The organism is Pseudomonas sp. MONT-RG-20F-20-E-7-02, assembly GCF_022662395.1.
In the GTDB taxonomy this organism is placed as follows: Bacteria; Pseudomonadota; Gammaproteobacteria; order Pseudomonadales; family Pseudomonadaceae; genus Aquipseudomonas.
On record NZ_JAKNQN010000007.1, the window covers coordinates 286,134 to 303,530 of the forward strand.

A 17,397-nucleotide genomic window follows, 5' to 3' on the forward strand; every position below is an offset into this window, starting at 1 on the left:
TATTGATAGCGGCTTTAACCACATCACCGTACTGCTTGACGAAGCCGTTGAAGCTCTCGCCGTACGCGCGGATGGCTGCTATTTGGATGGCACCTTCGGCAGGGGCGGGCACAGTCGGTTGATACTCAGCCAGCTCGGGTCCGACGGCAAACTCCTCGGGTTCGACAAAGACCCTCAAGCGATTGCCACCGGGCAAGCGCTAGCGGCCGAAGACGGCCGCTTTGTCGTTGTGCAGCGCAGCTTTGCCGAACTCGGTGCCGAAGTCGCCGAGCGTGGCATGGCAGGCAAGGTGGCCGGGGTCTTGCTCGATCTGGGCGTGTCTTCGCCGCAGCTTGACGACCCGGAGCGCGGCTTCAGCTTCATGAACGACGGCCCGCTCGACATGCGCATGGACCCGACCCGTGGCGTCAGTGCGGCCCAGTTCATTGCCACTGCTCCGGTTGAAGAAATCGCCCGCGTGTTCAAGGAATACGGTGAAGAACGCTTCGCCGGTCGCATGGCCCGCGCCGTGGTCGAGCGTCGCGAAATCCAGCCGTTCGAGCGCACTGCCGACCTGGCTGAAGTGCTGAAAGTCGCCAACCCTGCCTGGGAAAAGGGCAAGAACCCGGCGACCCGCGCGTTCCAGGGCCTGCGCATTCACGTCAACAACGAATTGGGCGATCTGGAAGCCGGCCTCGAAGCCGCGCTGGACGCCTTGGAAGTGGGCGGTCGCCTGGTGGTGATCAGCTTCCACTCCCTGGAAGACCGCATCGTCAAACTGTTCATGCGTCGTCTGGTCAAGGGCGAGTCCGATAACCTGCCGCGCAACCTGCCGGTACGTTTCGAGGCCTTTGTGCCGAAAATCAAAATCCATGGCAAAGCGCAGTTCGCTTCCGAAGCAGAACTCAAGGCCAACCCACGTTCCCGTAGCGCCGTCATGCGCGTTGCGGAGAAGCTGCGGTGAGCAAGCTTTTCGCCAAGCCCCTCCCGGGCGGTAGCTTCTTTATGTTGCTGCTGTTTATCGGCGTATTGGTTTCCGCGATTGCGGTGTCCTACAGCGCCCATTACAACCGCCAATTGCTCAATACCCTGTACGGGGAATTGAGTGTGCGTGATAAAGCGCAGGCGGAGTGGGGCCGGTTGATTCTCGAGCAAAGCACCTGGACCGCCCATAGCCGCATCGAAGTGCTGGCGACCGAGCAACTGAAAATGCACATTCCGGGCGCGGCCGAAGTTCGCATGGTGGCGCCATGATGAAACTCGAAGGCGCACTCTACCCATGGCGCTTCCGTCTGATGCTCGGCTTGCTGGCATTGATGGTGGGCGCGATTGCTTGGCGCATCATCGACCTGCAAGTGGTCGACCGTGACTTCCTGATCGGCCAGGGCGATGCCCGTAGCCTGCGTCACATTCCGATTCCTGCGCACCGCGGCCTGATTACCGACCGTAACGGTGAGCCCCTGGCCGTCAGTACACCAGTGACCACCTTGTGGGCCAACGCCAAGGAGTTGCAGGTTGCCAAGGACAAATGGCCGGAACTGGCCGCGGCCCTGGGCCAGGACCCGAAAGCCTTGTCCGAGCGCCTTGAAGCCCAGGCCAATAAAGAATTCATCTACCTGGTTCGCGGGCTTACCCCTGAACAGGGCCAGCAAGTGCTCGACCTTAAAGTCCCCGGTGTCTACGGCATCGAGGAATTCCGTCGTTTCTACCCGGCCGGTGAAACCACCGCGCACATGGTGGGCTTTACCGACATCGATGACCACGGCCGCGAAGGCGTGGAACTCGCCTACGATGAATGGCTGGCCGGGGTTCCCGGCAAACGGCAGGTCATCAAGGATCGGCGCGGCAGACTGATCAAAGATGTCCAGGTCACCAAAAACGCCAAGGCCGGTAAGCCCTTGGCGTTGTCGATTGACCTGCGTCTGCAATACCTGGCCAACCGCGAGCTGCGTAACGCAATCATCGAGAACGGCGCCAAGGCCGGTAGCCTGGTGATCATGGACGTGAAGACCGGCGAGATTCTCGCCATGGTCAACCAGCCGACCTACAACCCGAACAACCGTCGCAACCTGCAACCGGCGATGATGCGTAACCGCGCGATGATCGACGTGTTCGAGCCGGGTTCGACCATGAAAGCCATCTCCATGAGTGCCGCCCTGGAAACCGGGCGCTGGAAACCCAGCGACAAAGTCGAGGTGTACCCAGGCACCCTGCAGTTGGGCAAATACACCATTCGAGACGTGTCCCGCACCGAAGGCCCAGTGCTGGATTTGACAGGCATCCTGATCAACTCCAGTAACGTGGGCATGAGTAAAGTCGCCTTCGATATCGGCGGCGAAACCATCTACCACCTGGCGCAAAAAATCGGCTTGGGCCAACCCACCGGTCTGGATTTCCCAGGCGAGCGCGTGGGTAACCTGCCGAACTACCGCGACTGGAAAAAAGCCGAGACTGCCACGCTTTCCTACGGCTACGGCCTGTCGGTGACGGCGATTCAACTGGCCCATGCTTTCTCTGTATTGGCCAATAATGGCCGGATGGTTCCACTGAGCCTGATCCACGTCGACGAAGCGCCGAAAGCCACCCAGGTCATTCCGGAAAACGTCGCCAAGACCATGCAAGGCATGCTGCAACAAGTGATCGAAGCGCCGCGCGGTGTATTCCGCGCCCAGGTGCCGGCGTATCACGTGGCCGGCAAGTCGGGTACTGCACGTAAAACGTCGGTGGGCACCAAGGGCTACGCCGAGAACTCGTATCGTTCGCTGTTCGCCGGCTTCGGCCCGATGAGCGACCCGCGCTACGCCATCGTTGTGGTGATCGATGAGCCGAGCAAGGCCGGCTATTTCGGTGGCCTCGTGTCGGCGCCGGTGTTCAGCAAAGTGATGTCCGGCACCCTGCGCCTGATGAACATCACGCCGGACAACCTGCCGCCCACCCAACAAGCGAACGCCGGCCCGCCGGCCGCTGCTGCCAAAGCCAATGGAGGGCGCGGCTGATGTCTCTTAGCTTGAACAAGATTTTTGCCCACGCCGGACGCGATCTACTGATTCGCGAGTTGAGCCTGGACAGCCGAAATGTACGCGCCGGTGACCTGTTCCTGGCCGTGCCTGGCGGCAAGTTCGATGGCCGCGCGCATATCGCCGATGCCCTGCAGCGCGGTGCTGCGGCCGTGGCGTATGAAGTCGAAGGCGCCACCGTCCTGCCGATCACCGACGTGCCGTTGATTCCGGTCAAAGGCCTGGCTGCGCAACTGTCGGATATCGCCGGGCGTTTTTACGGTGACCCGAGCCGTCAGCTCAACCTGGTCGGCGTGACCGGCACCAACGGCAAGACCAGCGTGACCCAGCTTGTAGCGCAGGCGCTCGACCTGCTCGGCCAACACTGCGGCATTGTCGGCACCCTGGGCACCGGTTTTTATGGCGCGCTGCAAAGCGGCCTGCACACCACACCAAACCCGATTGCTGTGCAAGCGACCCTGGCCGACCTGAAAAAGGCCGGTGCCAAGGCGGTTGCCATGGAAGTGTCCTCCCACGGCCTGGACCAAGGCCGCGTGACGGCGTTGGCCTTTGACGTGGCGGTGATGACCAATCTGTCCCGCGATCACCTCGATTATCACGGCACCATGGAGGCTTACGCTGCCGCCAAGGCCAAGCTGTTCGCCTGGAATGACCTGAAGTGCCGGGTGGTAAACCTCGATGACGCGTTTGGTCGCCAACTGGCTGCCGAAGACAGCGAAGCGCGCCTGATCAGCTACAGCCTGGAAGATTCCAGCGCGTACCTGTATTGCCGCGACGCCCACTTTAATGACGAAGGCGTGCGCGCCACGCTGGTCACGCCGCAGGGCGAGCACCACTTGCGCAGCACCTTGCTGGGGCGCTTCAACCTGAGCAACGTGCTGGCGGCCATTGGTGCCTTACTCGGCCTGGATTACGCCCTGGATGAAATCCTGCGTGTACTGCCCAAGCTGGAAGGCCCGGCCGGTCGCATGCAGCGTTTGGGCGGCGGCTCGCAGCCGCTGGTGGTGGTCGATTACGCCCACACCCCGGACGCCCTGGAAAAAGTCCTCGAAGCCCTGCGTCCACACGCCAAGGGCAAATTGCTTTGCCTGTTCGGCTGCGGCGGCGATCGTGATCGCGGCAAGCGCCCGTTGATGGCCGAGATCGTCGAGCGCCTGGCCGATGGCGTACTCGTCACCGACGACAACCCGCGCAGCGAAGACCCGAGCCAGATTTTCGATGACATCCGTGTCGGTTTCAAAGACGCGTCCAAGGCGACCTTCGTCGCCGGTCGTGGCGCCGCCATTGCCCAACTGATCGCCAGCGCCAGCGCTGACGATGTGGTGGTGCTGGCCGGCAAAGGTCACGAGGACTACCAGGAAATCAACGGCGAACGCCATGCCTTTTCCGATCTGGTCGAGGCCGATCACGCCTTGACCGCCTGGGAGGTCGCGCATGCTTAAAGCGATGAAATTCAGCGAACTGACCCAGGCGTTGTCGGCCCGCGTAGTGTCGAGTGATTGCAGCTTCGACGGCGTGAGTATCGACAGCCGCAACATCCAGCCTGGGCAATTGTTTATTGCACTGGCCGGCCCGCGCTTCGACGGCCACGATTACCTGAATGACGTCGCCGCCAAAGGTGCCGTGGGTGCCTTGGTGCAGCGCGAAGTGGCGGATTCCACCTTGCCGCAACTGTTGGTTGCCGACACTCGTCTGGCCCTGGGCCAGTTGGGTGCGCTGAACCGCGCCGCGTTTGACAAGCCGGTTGCAGCCATCACCGGCTCCAGCGGCAAAACCACGGTCAAGGAATTGCTCGCCGGCGTCCTGCGCACGCGCGGGCCGGTGCTCGCCACCCGTGGCAACCTGAACAATGATTTCGGCGCACCGCTGACCCTGCTCGAACTGGCCCCGGAACACACGGCGGCGGTGATCGAGCTGGGTGCTTCGCGGGTCGGCGAAATCGCCTACACCGTGGCGCTGACCAAGCCCCACGTTGCAATCATCAACAATGCCGGCACCGCCCACGTTGGCGAGTTCGGCGGCCCCGAGAAAATCGTCGAAGCCAAGGGTGAAATCCTTGAAGGCCTTGACGCCTCGGGCACTGCAGTATTGAACCTCGACGACAAGGCCTTCGAAACCTGGCGTGTACGCGCCGCCGGTCGCAAAGTGCTGACGTTTGCCGTGTTGAATGCAGCCGCCGATTTCCATGCTTCCGATATCCGCGTCGACGCGCGCGGCTGTCCGTCCTTCACCTTGCACACCCCGCAAGGTAGCGAGCACGTACAACTGAATCTGCTGGGCAACCACAACGTCGCCAACGCCTTGGCCGCTGCGGCTGCCGCGCATGCCTTGGGCGTGTCGCTGTTTGGTATCGCCACCGGGTTGGGCGCGGTGCAGCCGGTCAAAGGCCGCACGGTTGCGCAACTGGCAACCAATGGCATGCGCGTGATTGATGACACCTACAACGCCAACCAGTCCTCGATCTGCGCCGCCATCGACCTGCTGAAAAGCTTCGACGGCCGCAAGGTGCTGGTACTGGGCGATATCGCCGAGCTGGGCGACTGGGCCGAACAGTCACATCGTGAAGTCGGTGCGTACGCCACCGGCAAAGTCGACGCCTTCTACGCCGTCGGCCCGAACATGGCTCACGCCGTCGACGCCTTCGGCCTCGGCGCGCTGCATTTCGCTACCCAGGCCGAGCTGATCCAGGCCCTGGTGGCGGCAGAACACGACAAACACACAACCATTTTGATCAAGGGATCGCGCAGCGCGGTGATGGAAAACGTCGTCGCGGCCTTGTGTGGCTCAAGTACGGAGAAACATTAATGCTGCTGCTGCTGGCTGAGTATCTGCAACAGTTCCACAAAGGCTTCGCGGTCTTTCAGTACCTGACCCTGCGCGGGATTCTGGGTGTGCTGACCGCGCTGTCTCTGTCGCTGTTTCTGGGGCCGTGGATGATCCGCACCCTGCAGAACCTGCAAATTGGTCAATCGGTTCGTAATGACGGCCCGCAGTCGCACCTGTCCAAATCCGGCACCCCGACCATGGGCGGCGCGCTGATCCTGTCGTCCATCGGCGTCAGCACCTTGTTGTGGGCCGACCTGCATAACCGCTACGTGTGGGTGGTGCTGCTGGTGACCCTGTTGTTCGGCGCCATCGGCTGGGTCGATGACTACCGCAAAGTGATCGAGAAAAACTCCAAGGGGCTGCCAAGCCGCTGGAAGTATTTCTGGCAGTCGGTATTCGGCCTTGCCGCCGCGATTTTCCTGTACACCACTGCGCCAAGCGCGGTTGAAACCACCTTGATCATCCCGATGCTCAAGGACGCCAGCATTCCACTGGGCATCGGCTTCGTGGTGCTGACCTACTTCGTGATCGTCGGCTCCAGCAACGCGGTGAACCTGACCGACGGCCTCGACGGCCTGGCGATCATGCCGACGGTGATGGTCGGCGGCGCGCTCGGCATTTTCTGCTACCTGTCGGGTAACGTGAAATTCGCTGAATACCTGCTGATCCCGTATGTACCGGGCGCAGGTGAGCTGATTGTGTTCTGCGGCGCGCTGATCGGTGCCGGCCTGGGGTTCCTGTGGTTCAACACTTACCCGGCACAAGTCTTCATGGGCGACGTCGGCGCACTGGCGCTGGGCGCAGCCCTGGGCACCATCGCGGTAATCGTTCGCCAGGAAATCGTGTTGTTCATCATGGGCGGTGTGTTCGTGATGGAAACCCTGTCGGTGGTCATCCAGGTGGCTTCCTTCAAATTGACCGGGCGCCGCGTATTCCGCATGGCGCCGATTCACCACCACTTTGAACTCAAGGGCTGGCCCGAGCCACGCGTGATCGTCCGTTTCTGGATCATCACCGTGATTCTGGTACTGGTCGGCCTTGCCACCCTGAAACTGAGGTAGAAACGAGTGTCCCTGATCGCTTCAGACCACTTCCGCATCGTTGTCGGCCTCGGCAAGAGCGGCATGTCCCTGGTTCGCTTCCTGGCGAACCGGGGCACGTCGTTTGCTGTGGCCGATACGCGGGAAAATCCACCGGAGCTGGTCACGCTGCGCCGTGACTACCCGCACGTGGAAGTGCGTTGTGGCGAGCTGGATGTCGAGTTTCTGTGCCGTGCCGATGAGCTCTACGTGAGCCCAGGCCTGGCCCTGGCGACACCGGCTTTGCAAGCTGCTGCCGCACGTGGCGTGAAGCTCTCCGGCGATATCGACCTGTTCGCGCGCAATGCGAAAGCGCCGATTGTGGCCATCAGTGGCTCCAACGCAAAAAGCACCGTGACCACGCTGGTGGGCGAGATGGCCATTGCGGCCGGCAAGCGCGTGGCCGTGGGCGGTAACCTCGGCACACCGGCGCTGGATTTGCTCAGCGACGACGTCGAGCTGTACGTGATGGAACTGTCGAGCTTCCAGCTTGAAACCACCCACGACCTCGGCGCCGAAGTGGCCACCGTGTTGAACGTCAGCGAAGACCACATGGACCGCTACAGCGGCCTGCCGGCGTATCACCTGGCCAAGCACCGGATTTTCCGTGGTGCCAGGCAAGTGGTGGTCAACCGTCAAGACGCCCTGAGCCGTCCGCTGATGGGCGAGGGCCTGCCGTGCTGGACCTTTGGCCTCGGCAAACCCGATTTCAAAGCCTTCGGCATTCGCGAAGAGAACGGCGAGAAATACCTGGCCTTCGAATTCCAGAACCTGATGCCGGTGCGTGAGCTGAAAATCCGTGGCGCGCATAACCAGTCCAATGCGCTCGCGGCCTTGGCGCTCGGTCATGCGGTCGGCCTGCCGTTCGATGCCATGCTCGCCAGCCTGCGCACCTTCGCTGGCCTTGAGCACCGCTGCCAGTGGGTGCGCGACCTCAACGGCGTCAGCTATTACAACGATTCCAAGGCCACCAACGTCGGTGCTGCCCTGGCTGCCATCGAAGGCCTGGGTGCCGACATCGAAGGCAAGCTGGTGCTTATCGCCGGTGGCGATGGCAAGGGTGCCGACTTCAAGGACCTCAAAGGTCCGGTGGCCGCCCATTGCCGCGCCGTGGTGCTGCTGGGCCGTGATTCCGATCTGATCGCCGCCGCCCTCGGTGACGCGGTGCCGCAAGTGCGCGCCACGTCCCTGGACGACGCCATCGCTCACTGCCAAGCCCTGGCCCAGCCGGGTGATGCAGTGCTGCTGTCGCCGGCGTGCGCCAGTTTCGACATGTTCAAGAACTACGAAGAGCGCGGCCAGCTGTTCGCCCGCGGCGTGGAGGCCTTGGCATGAATTTCAGAAATATCATCAAGCCGTACCCGTCGCCGATTATTACTGGCCGTGGCATCGACCTCGACTTCCCGATGCTCGCCGGTTGCCTCGCGCTGCTGGGCCTGGGCCTGGTGATGATCACTTCGGCATCCTCCGAAGTGGCCGCCGTGCAGTCGGGCAACACCCTGTACATGATGATCCGTCACCTGGTGTATTTGGTCATCGGTCTCGGCGCGTGCATCGTCACCATGATGATCCCCATTGCCACCTGGCAGCGCCTGGGCTGGATGATGCTGATCGGCGCGTTTGGCTTGCTGATCATGGTGATCCTGCCCGGCATCGGCCGCGAGGTGAACGGTTCGATGCGCTGGATCGGCTTCGGTGCGTTCAACGTGCAGCCGTCGGAAATCGCCAAGGTGTTCGTGGTGATCTACCTCGCCGGCTACCTGGTGCGGCGTCAGAAAGAAGTCCGCGAAAGCTGGATGGGCTTCTTCAAGCCCTTCATCGTGCTGCTGCCGATGGCTGGCCTGTTGCTGATGGAGCCCGACTTCGGTGCCACCGTGGTGATGATGGGCGCCGCCGCCGCCATGTTGTTCCTCGGTGGCGTCGGCCTGTTCCGCTTTACCTTGATGGTGGTGCTGGCCGTGGCTGCCGTGACGGTGTTGGTGCAGGCGCAACCCTACCGGATGGCGCGTCTGATTACCTTTACCGACCCATGGTCCGACCAGTTCGGTTCCGGCTACCAGTTGACCCAGGCGCTGATCGCCTTCGGTCGCGGCGAATGGCTGGGCGTGGGCCTGGGCAACAGCGTGCAGAAGCAGTTCTACCTGCCGGAAGCGCACACCGACTTCGTGTTCTCGGTACTCGCCGAAGAACTGGGCGTGGTCGGTTCGCTGTGCACCGTCGCACTGTTCGTGTTCGTGTGTGTGCGCGGCATGTACATCGGCTTGTGGGCCGAGAAAGCCAAACAGTATTTCGCCGCGTATGTGGCGTACGGCTTGTCGTTCCTGTGGATCGGCCAGTTCCTGATTAACATCGGTGTGAACGTCGGCCTGTTGCCGACCAAGGGCCTGACCTTGCCGTTCCTCAGTTACGGCGGCAGTTCGTTGGTGATTTGCTGCGCGTGCCTGGGGTTATTGCTGCGCATCGAGTGGGAGAGTCGAACCCACCTGGGCAGCGAAGAGATGGAATTCAGCGAAAGCGATTTTGCCGAGGAGCCGAACCATGGGCGCTAACGTGCTGATCATGGCGGGCGGCACCGGGGGCCACGTGTTCCCGGCCCTGGCGTGCGCGCGCGAATTCCAGAACCGCGGCTACACCGTGCATTGGCTCGGTACACCGCGCGGCATCGAAAATGAACTGGTTCCGAATGCCGGCTTGCAGCTGCATTTGATCAACGTCACTGGCCTGCGTGGCAAGGGCAAACTGTCCCTGCTCAAGGCGCCGTTCGTGTTGCTCAAGGCGGTGTGGCAGGCACGCAAAGTCATCCGCGAATTGAAGCCGGTGTGTGTGCTCGGTTTTGGTGGTTACGTGACCGGCCCTGGCGGCGTGGCAGCCAAACTCGCTGGTGTGCCGGTGATCGTGCACGAGCAGAACGCCGTCGCCGGCACTGCCAACCGCCTGCTGGTGCCGTTGGCAACACGGGTGTGTGAAGCGTTCCCGAAAACCTTTGCTGCCTCGGACAAGCTGCGCACCACCGGCAACCCGGTGCGCACCGAACTGTTTATGGCCATTGCCCGTGAGGCATTGGCCGGGCGCAAGGCGCATCTGCTGATTCTGGGCGGAAGCCTGGGCGCCGAGCCGCTGAATAAATTGCTGCCCGAAGCGCTGGCGCAACTCCCTGTGGAATTGCGCCCGGAGATCTTCCACCAGGCCGGCAAGAACCACGATGAAGTGACCGCCACTCGCTATCGCGAGGCCGGGGTCGAGGCGAATGTACAGCCCTTCATTAAAGACATGGCCCACGCCTATGGCTGGGCCGACCTGGTGGTCTGTCGCGCTGGTGCGCTGACCGTCAGTGAACTGGCCGCCGCCGGTCTGCCGTCCTTGCTGGTGCCTTTGCCCCACGCGATTGACGATCACCAGACCCGCAACGCCGAATATTTGGCCGGGGAGGGCGCTGCCTTCCTGCTGCCGCAAAGAACGACTGGCGCCGCCGATTTGGCCGCACGCCTGACCGAGGTTTTGATGCAACCGGAACGACTCAACAGCATGGCGAGCACCGCAAGCCGCCTGGCCAAACCTGACGCAACCCGCACCGTGGTCGATATCTGCCTGGAGGTGGCCCATGGTTGAGAATCAGAAAGCCATGCCGCAACCGGAAATGCGCCGCATCCGTCGCATCCACTTCGTCGGTATTGGCGGTGTGGGCATGTGCGGTATTGCCGAAGTACTGCTGAACCTGGGCTACCAAGTGTCCGGCTCCGACTTGAAAGAGTCACCGGTCACCGACCGCCTGAAGTCCTTTGGCGCGCAAATCTTTATCGGCCACCGCGCCGAGAACGCTGCCGAAGCTGATGTGCTGGTGGTTTCCAGTGCCGTGAACACCTCCAACCCGGAAGTGGCCACCGCCCTTGAACGCCGTATCCCCGTGGTGCCGCGTGCCGAGATGCTCGCCGAGCTGATGCGTTATCGCCACGGCATCGCCGTTGCCGGTACGCACGGCAAAACCACCACCACCAGCCTGATCGCCTCGGTGTTCGCCGCCGGTGGCCTGGACCCGACCTTCGTCATCGGTGGCCGTCTGAATGCAGCGGGCACCAATGCCCAGCTCGGCACCAGCCGCTACCTGATCGCCGAAGCCGATGAAAGTGACGCGAGCTTCCTGCACCTGCAACCGCTGGTTGCGGTGGTCACCAACATCGACGAAGACCACATGGCGACCTACGACGGTGACTTCAACAAGTTGAAGAAAACCTTCGTCGAATTCCTGCACAACCTGCCGTTCTACGGTTTGGCCGTGGTGTGCCTGGACGATCCTGTCGTGCGTGAAATCCTGCCGCTGGTCAAGCGTCCGACCGTGACCTACGGCTTCAGCGAAGACGCCGACGTGCGCGCGATCAATGTGCGTCAGGAAGGCATGCAAACCTTCTTCACCGTGCTGCGCCCCGACCGCGAGCCGCTGGACGTCTCGGTGAACATGCCGGGCAACCACAACGTGCTCAATTCCCTGGCGACCATCTGCATCGCCTCCGACGAGGGCGTCAGCGATGAAGCCATCGTTGAAGGCCTGTCGCGCTTTGCCGGGGTTGGCCGTCGCTTCCAGGTCTACGGCCAATTGCCGGTGGACGGCGGCGACGTGATGCTGGTGGACGATTACGGTCACCACCCGACCGAAGTCGCCGCAGTCATCAAAGCCGTGCGCGGTGGCTGGCCGGAGCGTCGCCTGGTGATGGTTTACCAGCCGCACCGCTACAGCCGCACCCGTGATCTGTACGACGATTTCGTCAATGTATTGGCCGATGCCAACGTACTGCTGCTGATGGAAGTCTACCCGGCCGGTGAAGAGCCGATCCCGGGCGCCGACAGCCGCAAGCTGTGCAACAGCATCCGTCAGCGTGGCCAGTTGGACCCGATCTACATCGAGCGCGGTGTGGACCTGGCGCCGATCGTCAAGCCGCTGCTGCGTGCCGGTGACATCCTGTTGTGCCAGGGCGCCGGTGATATCGGTGGCCTTGCGCCCAAGTTGCTGGCGAGCCCGCTGTTTGCCGCCGTGCAGGGGAAGTCGAAATGATCACGAATTACGACGCCCTGTTTTCCACGATCACGCCTGCCGACTTCGGCCGCGTGGCCGTGCTGTTTGGCGGTAAAAGCGCCGAGCGTGAAGTGTCGCTCAAGTCCGGCAATGCCGTGCTTGAAGCCCTGCAAAGTGCCGGCGTGAACGCGTTCGGTATCGACGTGGGCGATGATTTCCTAGCCCGCCTGCAGGCCGAAAAAATCGACCGTGCCTTCATCATCCTGCACGGCCGTGGCGGCGAAGACGGCAGCATGCAAGGCTTGCTCGAGTGCGCCGGCATCCCTTACACCGGCAGCGGCATCCTTGCGTCGGCACTGGCGATGGACAAGTTGCGCACCAAGCAGGTGTGGCACAGCCTGGGTATTCCAACCCCGCGTCACAGCGTGCTGTGCAGCGAAGACGATTGTATTTCCGCAGCCAAGGAACTGGGCCTGCCTTTGATCGTCAAACCAGCCCATGAAGGCTCCAGTATCGGCATGGCCAAAGTGAACTCGGCCGCCGAATTGATCGACGCATGGAAAGCGGCAAGTACCTACGATTCGCAAGTGTTGGTGGAACAGTGGATTCAAGGCCCTGAGTACACCATCGCCACCCTGCGTGGCCAGGTATTGCCGCCTATCGCATTGGGCACGCCCCACACCTTTTACGACTACGACGCCAAGTACGTGGCTTCCGATACCCAGTACCGGATCCCGTGCGGCCTCGACGCAACCAAGGAACAGGAATTGATGGACCTCACGGCGAAAGCCTGTGAGGCGCTGGGTATCGCCGGTTGGGCGCGGGCAGACGTGATGCAGGATGACCAAGGGAATTTCTGGTTCCTGGAAGTCAACACCGCTCCCGGTATGACCGATCACAGCCTGGTACCTATGGCAGCCCGTGCAGCCGGTTTGGATTTCCAGCAGTTGGTGCTGGCGATCCTGGCCGCAAGCATTGAGCCAAGAGGCTAAACACATGAACGGCGCATCGCTTCGTCATCAGCAACCTCCAGTGCCCAGCCGCAAGCCGGTGCCACGAGGTGCCAGCCGAATGGTGGCTAAAGAGCCGATGTCGGCGCGCCTGCCGAAAGCCAACTTTGGTTTTCTCAAAGCGCTGTTCTGGCCGGTGCTGTTGGTAGCGTTGGGCTTTGGTACTTACGAAGGTGCGCAGCGCCTGTTGCCGTATGCCGATCGACCAATCACCAAGATCAGTGTGCAGGGCGACTTGAGCTACATCAGCCAGCAAGCGGTACAGCAGCGCATCGGCCCGTACCTGGCCGCGAGCTTCTTTACCATCGACCTAGCCGGTATGCGCTCGGAGCTGGAGCAAATGCCGTGGATCGCCCACGCCGAAGTCCGCCGCGTCTGGCCGGACCAGGTGACGATCCGCCTGGAAGAACAGCTGCCCGTGGCCCGTTGGGGCGATGGCGCGCTGCTGAACAACCAGGGCCAGGCATTTACCCCGCGTGAGTTGGCGAATTACGAACACCTGCCGCAGTTGATCGGGCCGCAGCGGGCGCAACAGCAAGTCATGCAGCAGTACCAGGCCTTGAGCCAGATGCTGCGCCCGCTGGGTTTCTCCATTGCACGCCTGGAACTGCGTGAACGGGGCAGCTGGTTTTTGACCACCGGGGCAGGCAGTTCCGGCCCGGGCATCGAGTTGCTGCTGGGACGCGGCAACCTGGTGGAAAAGATGCGCCGCTTTATTGCCATCTATGACAAGACCTTGAAAGAACAGATTACGAACATTGCGAGCGTCGACCTGCGTTACGCCAACGGCCTGGCCGTCGGCTGGCGTGAACCAGCTGCGCCGACGACAGCCAAACCCGCTGTCGCGAAGAATTAAGAAGAGGCAGGACCCATGGCAAACGTGCAAAGCGGAAAAATGATCGTCGGTCTCGATATCGGCACCTCCAAAGTGGTGGCGCTGGTCGGCGAAGTCGGTGAAGACGGTGTTATCGAAATCGTCGGTATCGGCACGCATCCGTCCCGGGGCCTGAAGAAGGGCGTGGTGGTGAACATCGAGTCCACCGTGCAATCGATCCAGCGCGCCATCGAAGAAGCGCAGCTGATGGCCGGTTGCCGGATTCACTCGGCGTTTGTCGGCGTGGCCGGCAACCATATCCGCAGCCTGAATTCCCACGGCATCGTGGCGATCCGCGACCGCGAAGTCAGCTCCGCCGACCTTGAGCGCGTACTCGACGCCGCCCAGGCCGTGGCGATCCCGGCTGACCAGCGTGTGCTGCACACCTTGCCGCAGGACTACGTGATCGATAACCAGGAAGGCGTTCGTGAGCCGCTGGGCATGTCGGGCGTACGTCTGGAGGCCAAGGTTCACGTGGTGACCTGCGCCGTCAACGCCGCACAGAACATTGAAAAATGCGTGCGCCGCTGCGGCCTGGAAATCGACGACATCATTCTTGAGCAACTCGCGTCGGCCTACTCGGTACTGACCGACGACGAAAAAGAGCTGGGCGTGTGCCTGGTCGACATCGGCGGCGGTACCACCGACATTGCGATCTTCACCGAGGGTGCGATCCGTCACACCGCCGTGATCCCGATTGCCGGCGACCAGGTCACCAACGACATCGCCATGGCGCTGCGTACGCCGACCCAGTACGCCGAAGAAATCAAGATCCGTTACGCCTGCGCCCTGGCCAAACTGGCCGGTGCCGGTGAAACCATCAAGGTGCCAAGCGTCGGCGATCGCCCACCGCGTGAGCTGTCGCGCCAAGCCTTGGCTGAAGTGGTCGAGCCTCGTTACGACGAGCTGTTCACCCTGATCCAGGCTGAACTGCGCCGCAGCGGTTATGAAGATTTGATCCCGGCTGGCATCGTGCTGACCGGCGGCACCTCGAAGATGGAAGGCGCGGTCGAACTGGCCGAGGAAATCTTCCACATGCCGGTTCGCCTGGGCGTGCCCCATGGCGTCAAAGGCCTGGGCGACGTGGTGCGCAACCCGATTTATTCCACCGGTGTGGGCTTGCTGTTGTACGGGCTGCAAAAGCAGACCGACGGCATTTCCCTGTCGGGCCCGAGTATCCGTGACAGCTACCGCAGCGATGACGAGGCGAAAGCGCCGTTGTTCGAGCGGCTGCAGGCTTGGGTAAAAGGCAATTTCTAAAGATTTACCGCGACACCGCAGCACCGCAGTAAGCAGTAGGCGAAAAAACTAGAGAAAATGAAAGGAGAGGGAACATGTTCGAACTCGTAGACAACATCCCCGCAAGCCCGGTTATCAAAGTAATCGGTGTCGGCGGTGGCGGCGGCAACGCTGTCAACCACATGGTCAAGAGCAACATTGAAGGCGTTGAATTCATCTGCGCCAACACTGATGCCCAGGCGCTGAAAAGCATCGGCGCGCGGACCATCCTGCAATTGGGCACAGCCGTGACCAAGGGCCTCGGCGCTGGCGCCAATCCGGAAGTCGGCCGTCAAGCCGCACTGGAAGACCGTGAGCGTATTGCTGAAGTGCTGCAAGGCACCAACATGGTGTTCATCACCACTGGCATGGGCGGCGGTACCGGTACCGGTGCGGCCCCGATCATTGCCGAAGTGGCCAAGGAAATGGGGATTCTGACGGTTGCTGTCGTCACCCGTCCGTTCCCGTTCGAAGGCCGCAAGCGCATGCAGATCGCCGACGAAGGCATCCGTCTGCTGTCTGAAAGCGTCGACTCGTTGATCACCATTCCCAACGAGAAGCTGCTGACCATCCTGGGCAAGGACGCAAGCCTGCTGTCCGCGTTCGCCAAGGCTGACGATGTACTGGCCGGTGCCGTTCGCGGTATCTCCGACATCATCAAGCGCCCAGGCATGATCAACGTCGACTTTGCCGACGTACGTACTGTCATGAGCGAAATGGGCATGGCGATGATGGGCACTGGCTGCGCCAGCGGTCCGAACCGTGCGCGTGAAGCCACTGAAGCGGCGATCCGCAACCCGTTGCTGGAAGACGTGAACCTGCAAGGCGCACGCGGCATCCTGGTGAACATCACCGCCGGTCCTGACCTGTCCCTGGGTGAGTACTCCGACGTGGGTAGCATCATCGAAGCCTTCGCTTCCGAGCACGCGATGGTCAAAGTCGGCACCGTTATCGACCCGGACATGCGTGATGAACTGCACGTGACCGTGGTGGCTACCGGCCTGGGCGCTAAAATCGAGAAGCCTGTGAAGGTCATCGACAATACCGTTCACACCGGCCACAACAGCCACGCCAGCCAGCAAGCTGCCGCTCCAGCGCCTGCGCGCCAGGAACTGCCGTCTGTGAACTATCGTGACCTGGACCGTCCGACCGTGATGCGCAACCAGGCTCAGGCCGGTGCTGCGGCGTCCCGTAGCCCGAATCCGCAAGATGATCTGGACTACCTGGACATCCCGGCATTCCTGCGTCGTCAGGCCGATTAATGGAATGTATCAGGGCTATGAAGGTGATTGGTGTTCAGCAAAGGTCTGGTCTGTTATTATCGCCAGCCTTTGTTGATACCAGTTCGCAATTTGCGCTGAAGCGGTCCAAGCCATGATTAAACAACGCACCCTGAAGAATATTATCCGTGCCACAGGTGTAGGTCTGCACTCCGGGGAGAAGGTATACCTGACCCTCAAGCCCGCACCTGTCGACACCGGCATCGTGTTTGTTCGTGCCGACCTGGACCCTGTGGTGCAGATTCCTGCTCGCGCGGAAAACGTTGGCGAAACCACGATGTCGACCACATTGGTCAACGGTGACGTCAAAGTGGACACGGTGGAGCACTTGCTCTCGGCCATGGCTGGCCTGGGCATCGATAACGCCTACGTCGAGCTCTCCGCGTCCGAAGTCCCGATCATGGATGGCAGCGCTGGACCCTTCGTATTCTTGATTCAATCTGCCGGCCTGGAAGAACAGGACGCAGCCAAGAAGTTCATTCGCATTCTGCGGGAAGTGACAGTAGAAGACGGCGACAAGCGCGCCACCTTCGTCCCGTTCGAAGGCTTTAAAGTGAGCTTTGAGATCGATTTCGATCACCCGGTATTCCGTGACCGCACCCAAAGTGCAAGCGTGGATTTTTCCAGCACTTCGTTCGTAAAAGAAGTCAGCCGCGCCCGTACCTTTGGTTTCATGAGTGACATCGAGTACCTGCGCAAGCACAACCTCGCACTCGGCGGCAGCGTTGAAAACGCCATTGTGGTCGACGCGGATGGTGTACTGAACGAAGACGGCCTTCGCTACGAAGACGAATTCGTGAAGCACAAGATCCTCGATGCAATCGGTGACCTCTACCTGCTGGGCAATAGCCTGATAGGCGAGTTCAAAGGCTTCAAGTCGGGCCACGCCCTTAACAACCAGCTGCTGCGCAAGTTGATTGAGCAGACAGACGCTTGGGAAGTCGTGACCTTCGAAGATGCCAGCACCGCACCGATCTCTTACATGCGTCCCGTTGCGGCGGTGTAAGTAACAACTCTCTTTCTTTAGTTTTGAAAGGCCACCTTCG

Annotated in this window: 15 protein-coding genes; all 15 read left to right on the top strand. The window is 61.5% G+C overall.

Going from position 1 to position 17,397, the window contains the following annotated elements; all coding sequences use genetic code 11:
- The first annotated feature begins 1 nt into the window (after position 1).
- Entirely contained in the window at positions 2-943 is a 942-nt protein-coding gene (gene rsmH / locus L8I05_RS21460; RefSeq protein ID WP_085986468.1) for a 16S rRNA (cytosine(1402)-N(4))-methyltransferase RsmH, read from the top strand.
- Positions 940-1,233, top strand: a complete 294-nt coding sequence (gene ftsL, locus L8I05_RS21465) for a cell division protein FtsL (RefSeq protein ID WP_016974244.1) — start codon at positions 940-942, stop codon at positions 1,231-1,233. The genes rsmH and ftsL overlap by 4 nt, the downstream gene beginning before the upstream one ends.
- On the top strand, positions 1,233-2,975 hold the full coding sequence (locus tag L8I05_RS21470) for a penicillin-binding protein 2 (protein ID WP_164487968.1): 1,743 nt from the start codon (positions 1,233-1,235) through the stop codon (positions 2,973-2,975). Before ftsL ends, L8I05_RS21470 begins: the two co-directional genes overlap by 1 nt.
- Positions 2,975-4,438 carry a UDP-N-acetylmuramoyl-L-alanyl-D-glutamate--2,6-diaminopimelate ligase gene (locus tag L8I05_RS21475; RefSeq protein ID WP_159954302.1) on the top strand — a complete coding sequence of 488 codons (1,464 nt, stop codon included), beginning with the start codon at positions 2,975-2,977 and terminating at the stop codon, positions 4,436-4,438. Before L8I05_RS21470 ends, L8I05_RS21475 begins: the two co-directional genes overlap by 1 nt.
- Positions 4,431-5,801: a UDP-N-acetylmuramoyl-tripeptide--D-alanyl-D-alanine ligase gene (murF, locus tag L8I05_RS21480; RefSeq protein ID WP_242171419.1), complete on the top strand. Its 1,371-nt coding sequence runs from the start codon at positions 4,431-4,433 to the stop codon at positions 5,799-5,801. The genes L8I05_RS21475 and murF overlap by 8 nt, the downstream gene beginning before the upstream one ends.
- Complete coding sequence (gene mraY / locus L8I05_RS21485) at positions 5,801-6,883, top strand: phospho-N-acetylmuramoyl-pentapeptide-transferase (RefSeq protein WP_159954304.1); 1,083 nt, start codon at positions 5,801-5,803, stop codon at positions 6,881-6,883. Before murF ends, mraY begins: the two co-directional genes overlap by 1 nt.
- A gap of 6 nt (positions 6,884-6,889) precedes the next feature.
- Positions 6,890-8,236: a UDP-N-acetylmuramoyl-L-alanine--D-glutamate ligase gene (murD, locus tag L8I05_RS21490; protein WP_159954305.1), complete on the top strand. Its 1,347-nt coding sequence runs from the start codon at positions 6,890-6,892 to the stop codon at positions 8,234-8,236.
- Entirely contained in the window at positions 8,233-9,450 is a 1,218-nt protein-coding gene (gene ftsW, locus L8I05_RS21495; RefSeq protein WP_159954306.1) for a putative lipid II flippase FtsW, read from the top strand. Before murD ends, ftsW begins: the two co-directional genes overlap by 4 nt.
- A complete protein-coding gene (gene murG / locus L8I05_RS21500) occupies positions 9,440-10,510 on the top strand; it encodes an undecaprenyldiphospho-muramoylpentapeptide beta-N-acetylglucosaminyltransferase (RefSeq protein WP_242171421.1) in 1,071 nt (356 codons plus the stop codon). The genes ftsW and murG overlap by 11 nt, the downstream gene beginning before the upstream one ends.
- Positions 10,503-11,948 (top strand): UDP-N-acetylmuramate--L-alanine ligase, encoded by a 1,446-nt coding sequence (murC, locus tag L8I05_RS21505; RefSeq protein ID WP_159954308.1) that lies wholly within the window; start codon positions 10,503-10,505, stop codon positions 11,946-11,948. Before murG ends, murC begins: the two co-directional genes overlap by 8 nt.
- Complete coding sequence (locus tag L8I05_RS21510; protein WP_242171422.1) at positions 11,945-12,901, top strand: D-alanine--D-alanine ligase; 957 nt, start codon at positions 11,945-11,947, stop codon at positions 12,899-12,901. The genes murC and L8I05_RS21510 overlap by 4 nt, the downstream gene beginning before the upstream one ends.
- Before the next feature lie 4 nt (positions 12,902-12,905).
- Positions 12,906-13,775, top strand: coding sequence for a cell division protein FtsQ/DivIB (locus L8I05_RS21515; protein WP_159954310.1), 870 nt, complete (start codon positions 12,906-12,908; stop codon positions 13,773-13,775).
- 15 nt (positions 13,776-13,790) lie between these two features.
- Positions 13,791-15,053: a cell division protein FtsA gene (gene ftsA, locus L8I05_RS21520; RefSeq protein ID WP_110623104.1), complete on the top strand. Its 1,263-nt coding sequence runs from the start codon at positions 13,791-13,793 to the stop codon at positions 15,051-15,053.
- Positions 15,054-15,127: 74 nt separating this feature from the next.
- Positions 15,128-16,333, top strand: a complete 1,206-nt coding sequence (ftsZ, locus tag L8I05_RS21525; RefSeq protein WP_017138180.1) for a cell division protein FtsZ — start codon at positions 15,128-15,130, stop codon at positions 16,331-16,333.
- Positions 16,334-16,445: 112 nt separating this feature from the next.
- On the top strand, positions 16,446-17,357 hold the full coding sequence (gene lpxC / locus L8I05_RS21530; protein WP_003171886.1) for a UDP-3-O-acyl-N-acetylglucosamine deacetylase: 912 nt from the start codon (positions 16,446-16,448) through the stop codon (positions 17,355-17,357).
- Positions 17,358-17,397 lie beyond the last annotated feature (40 nt).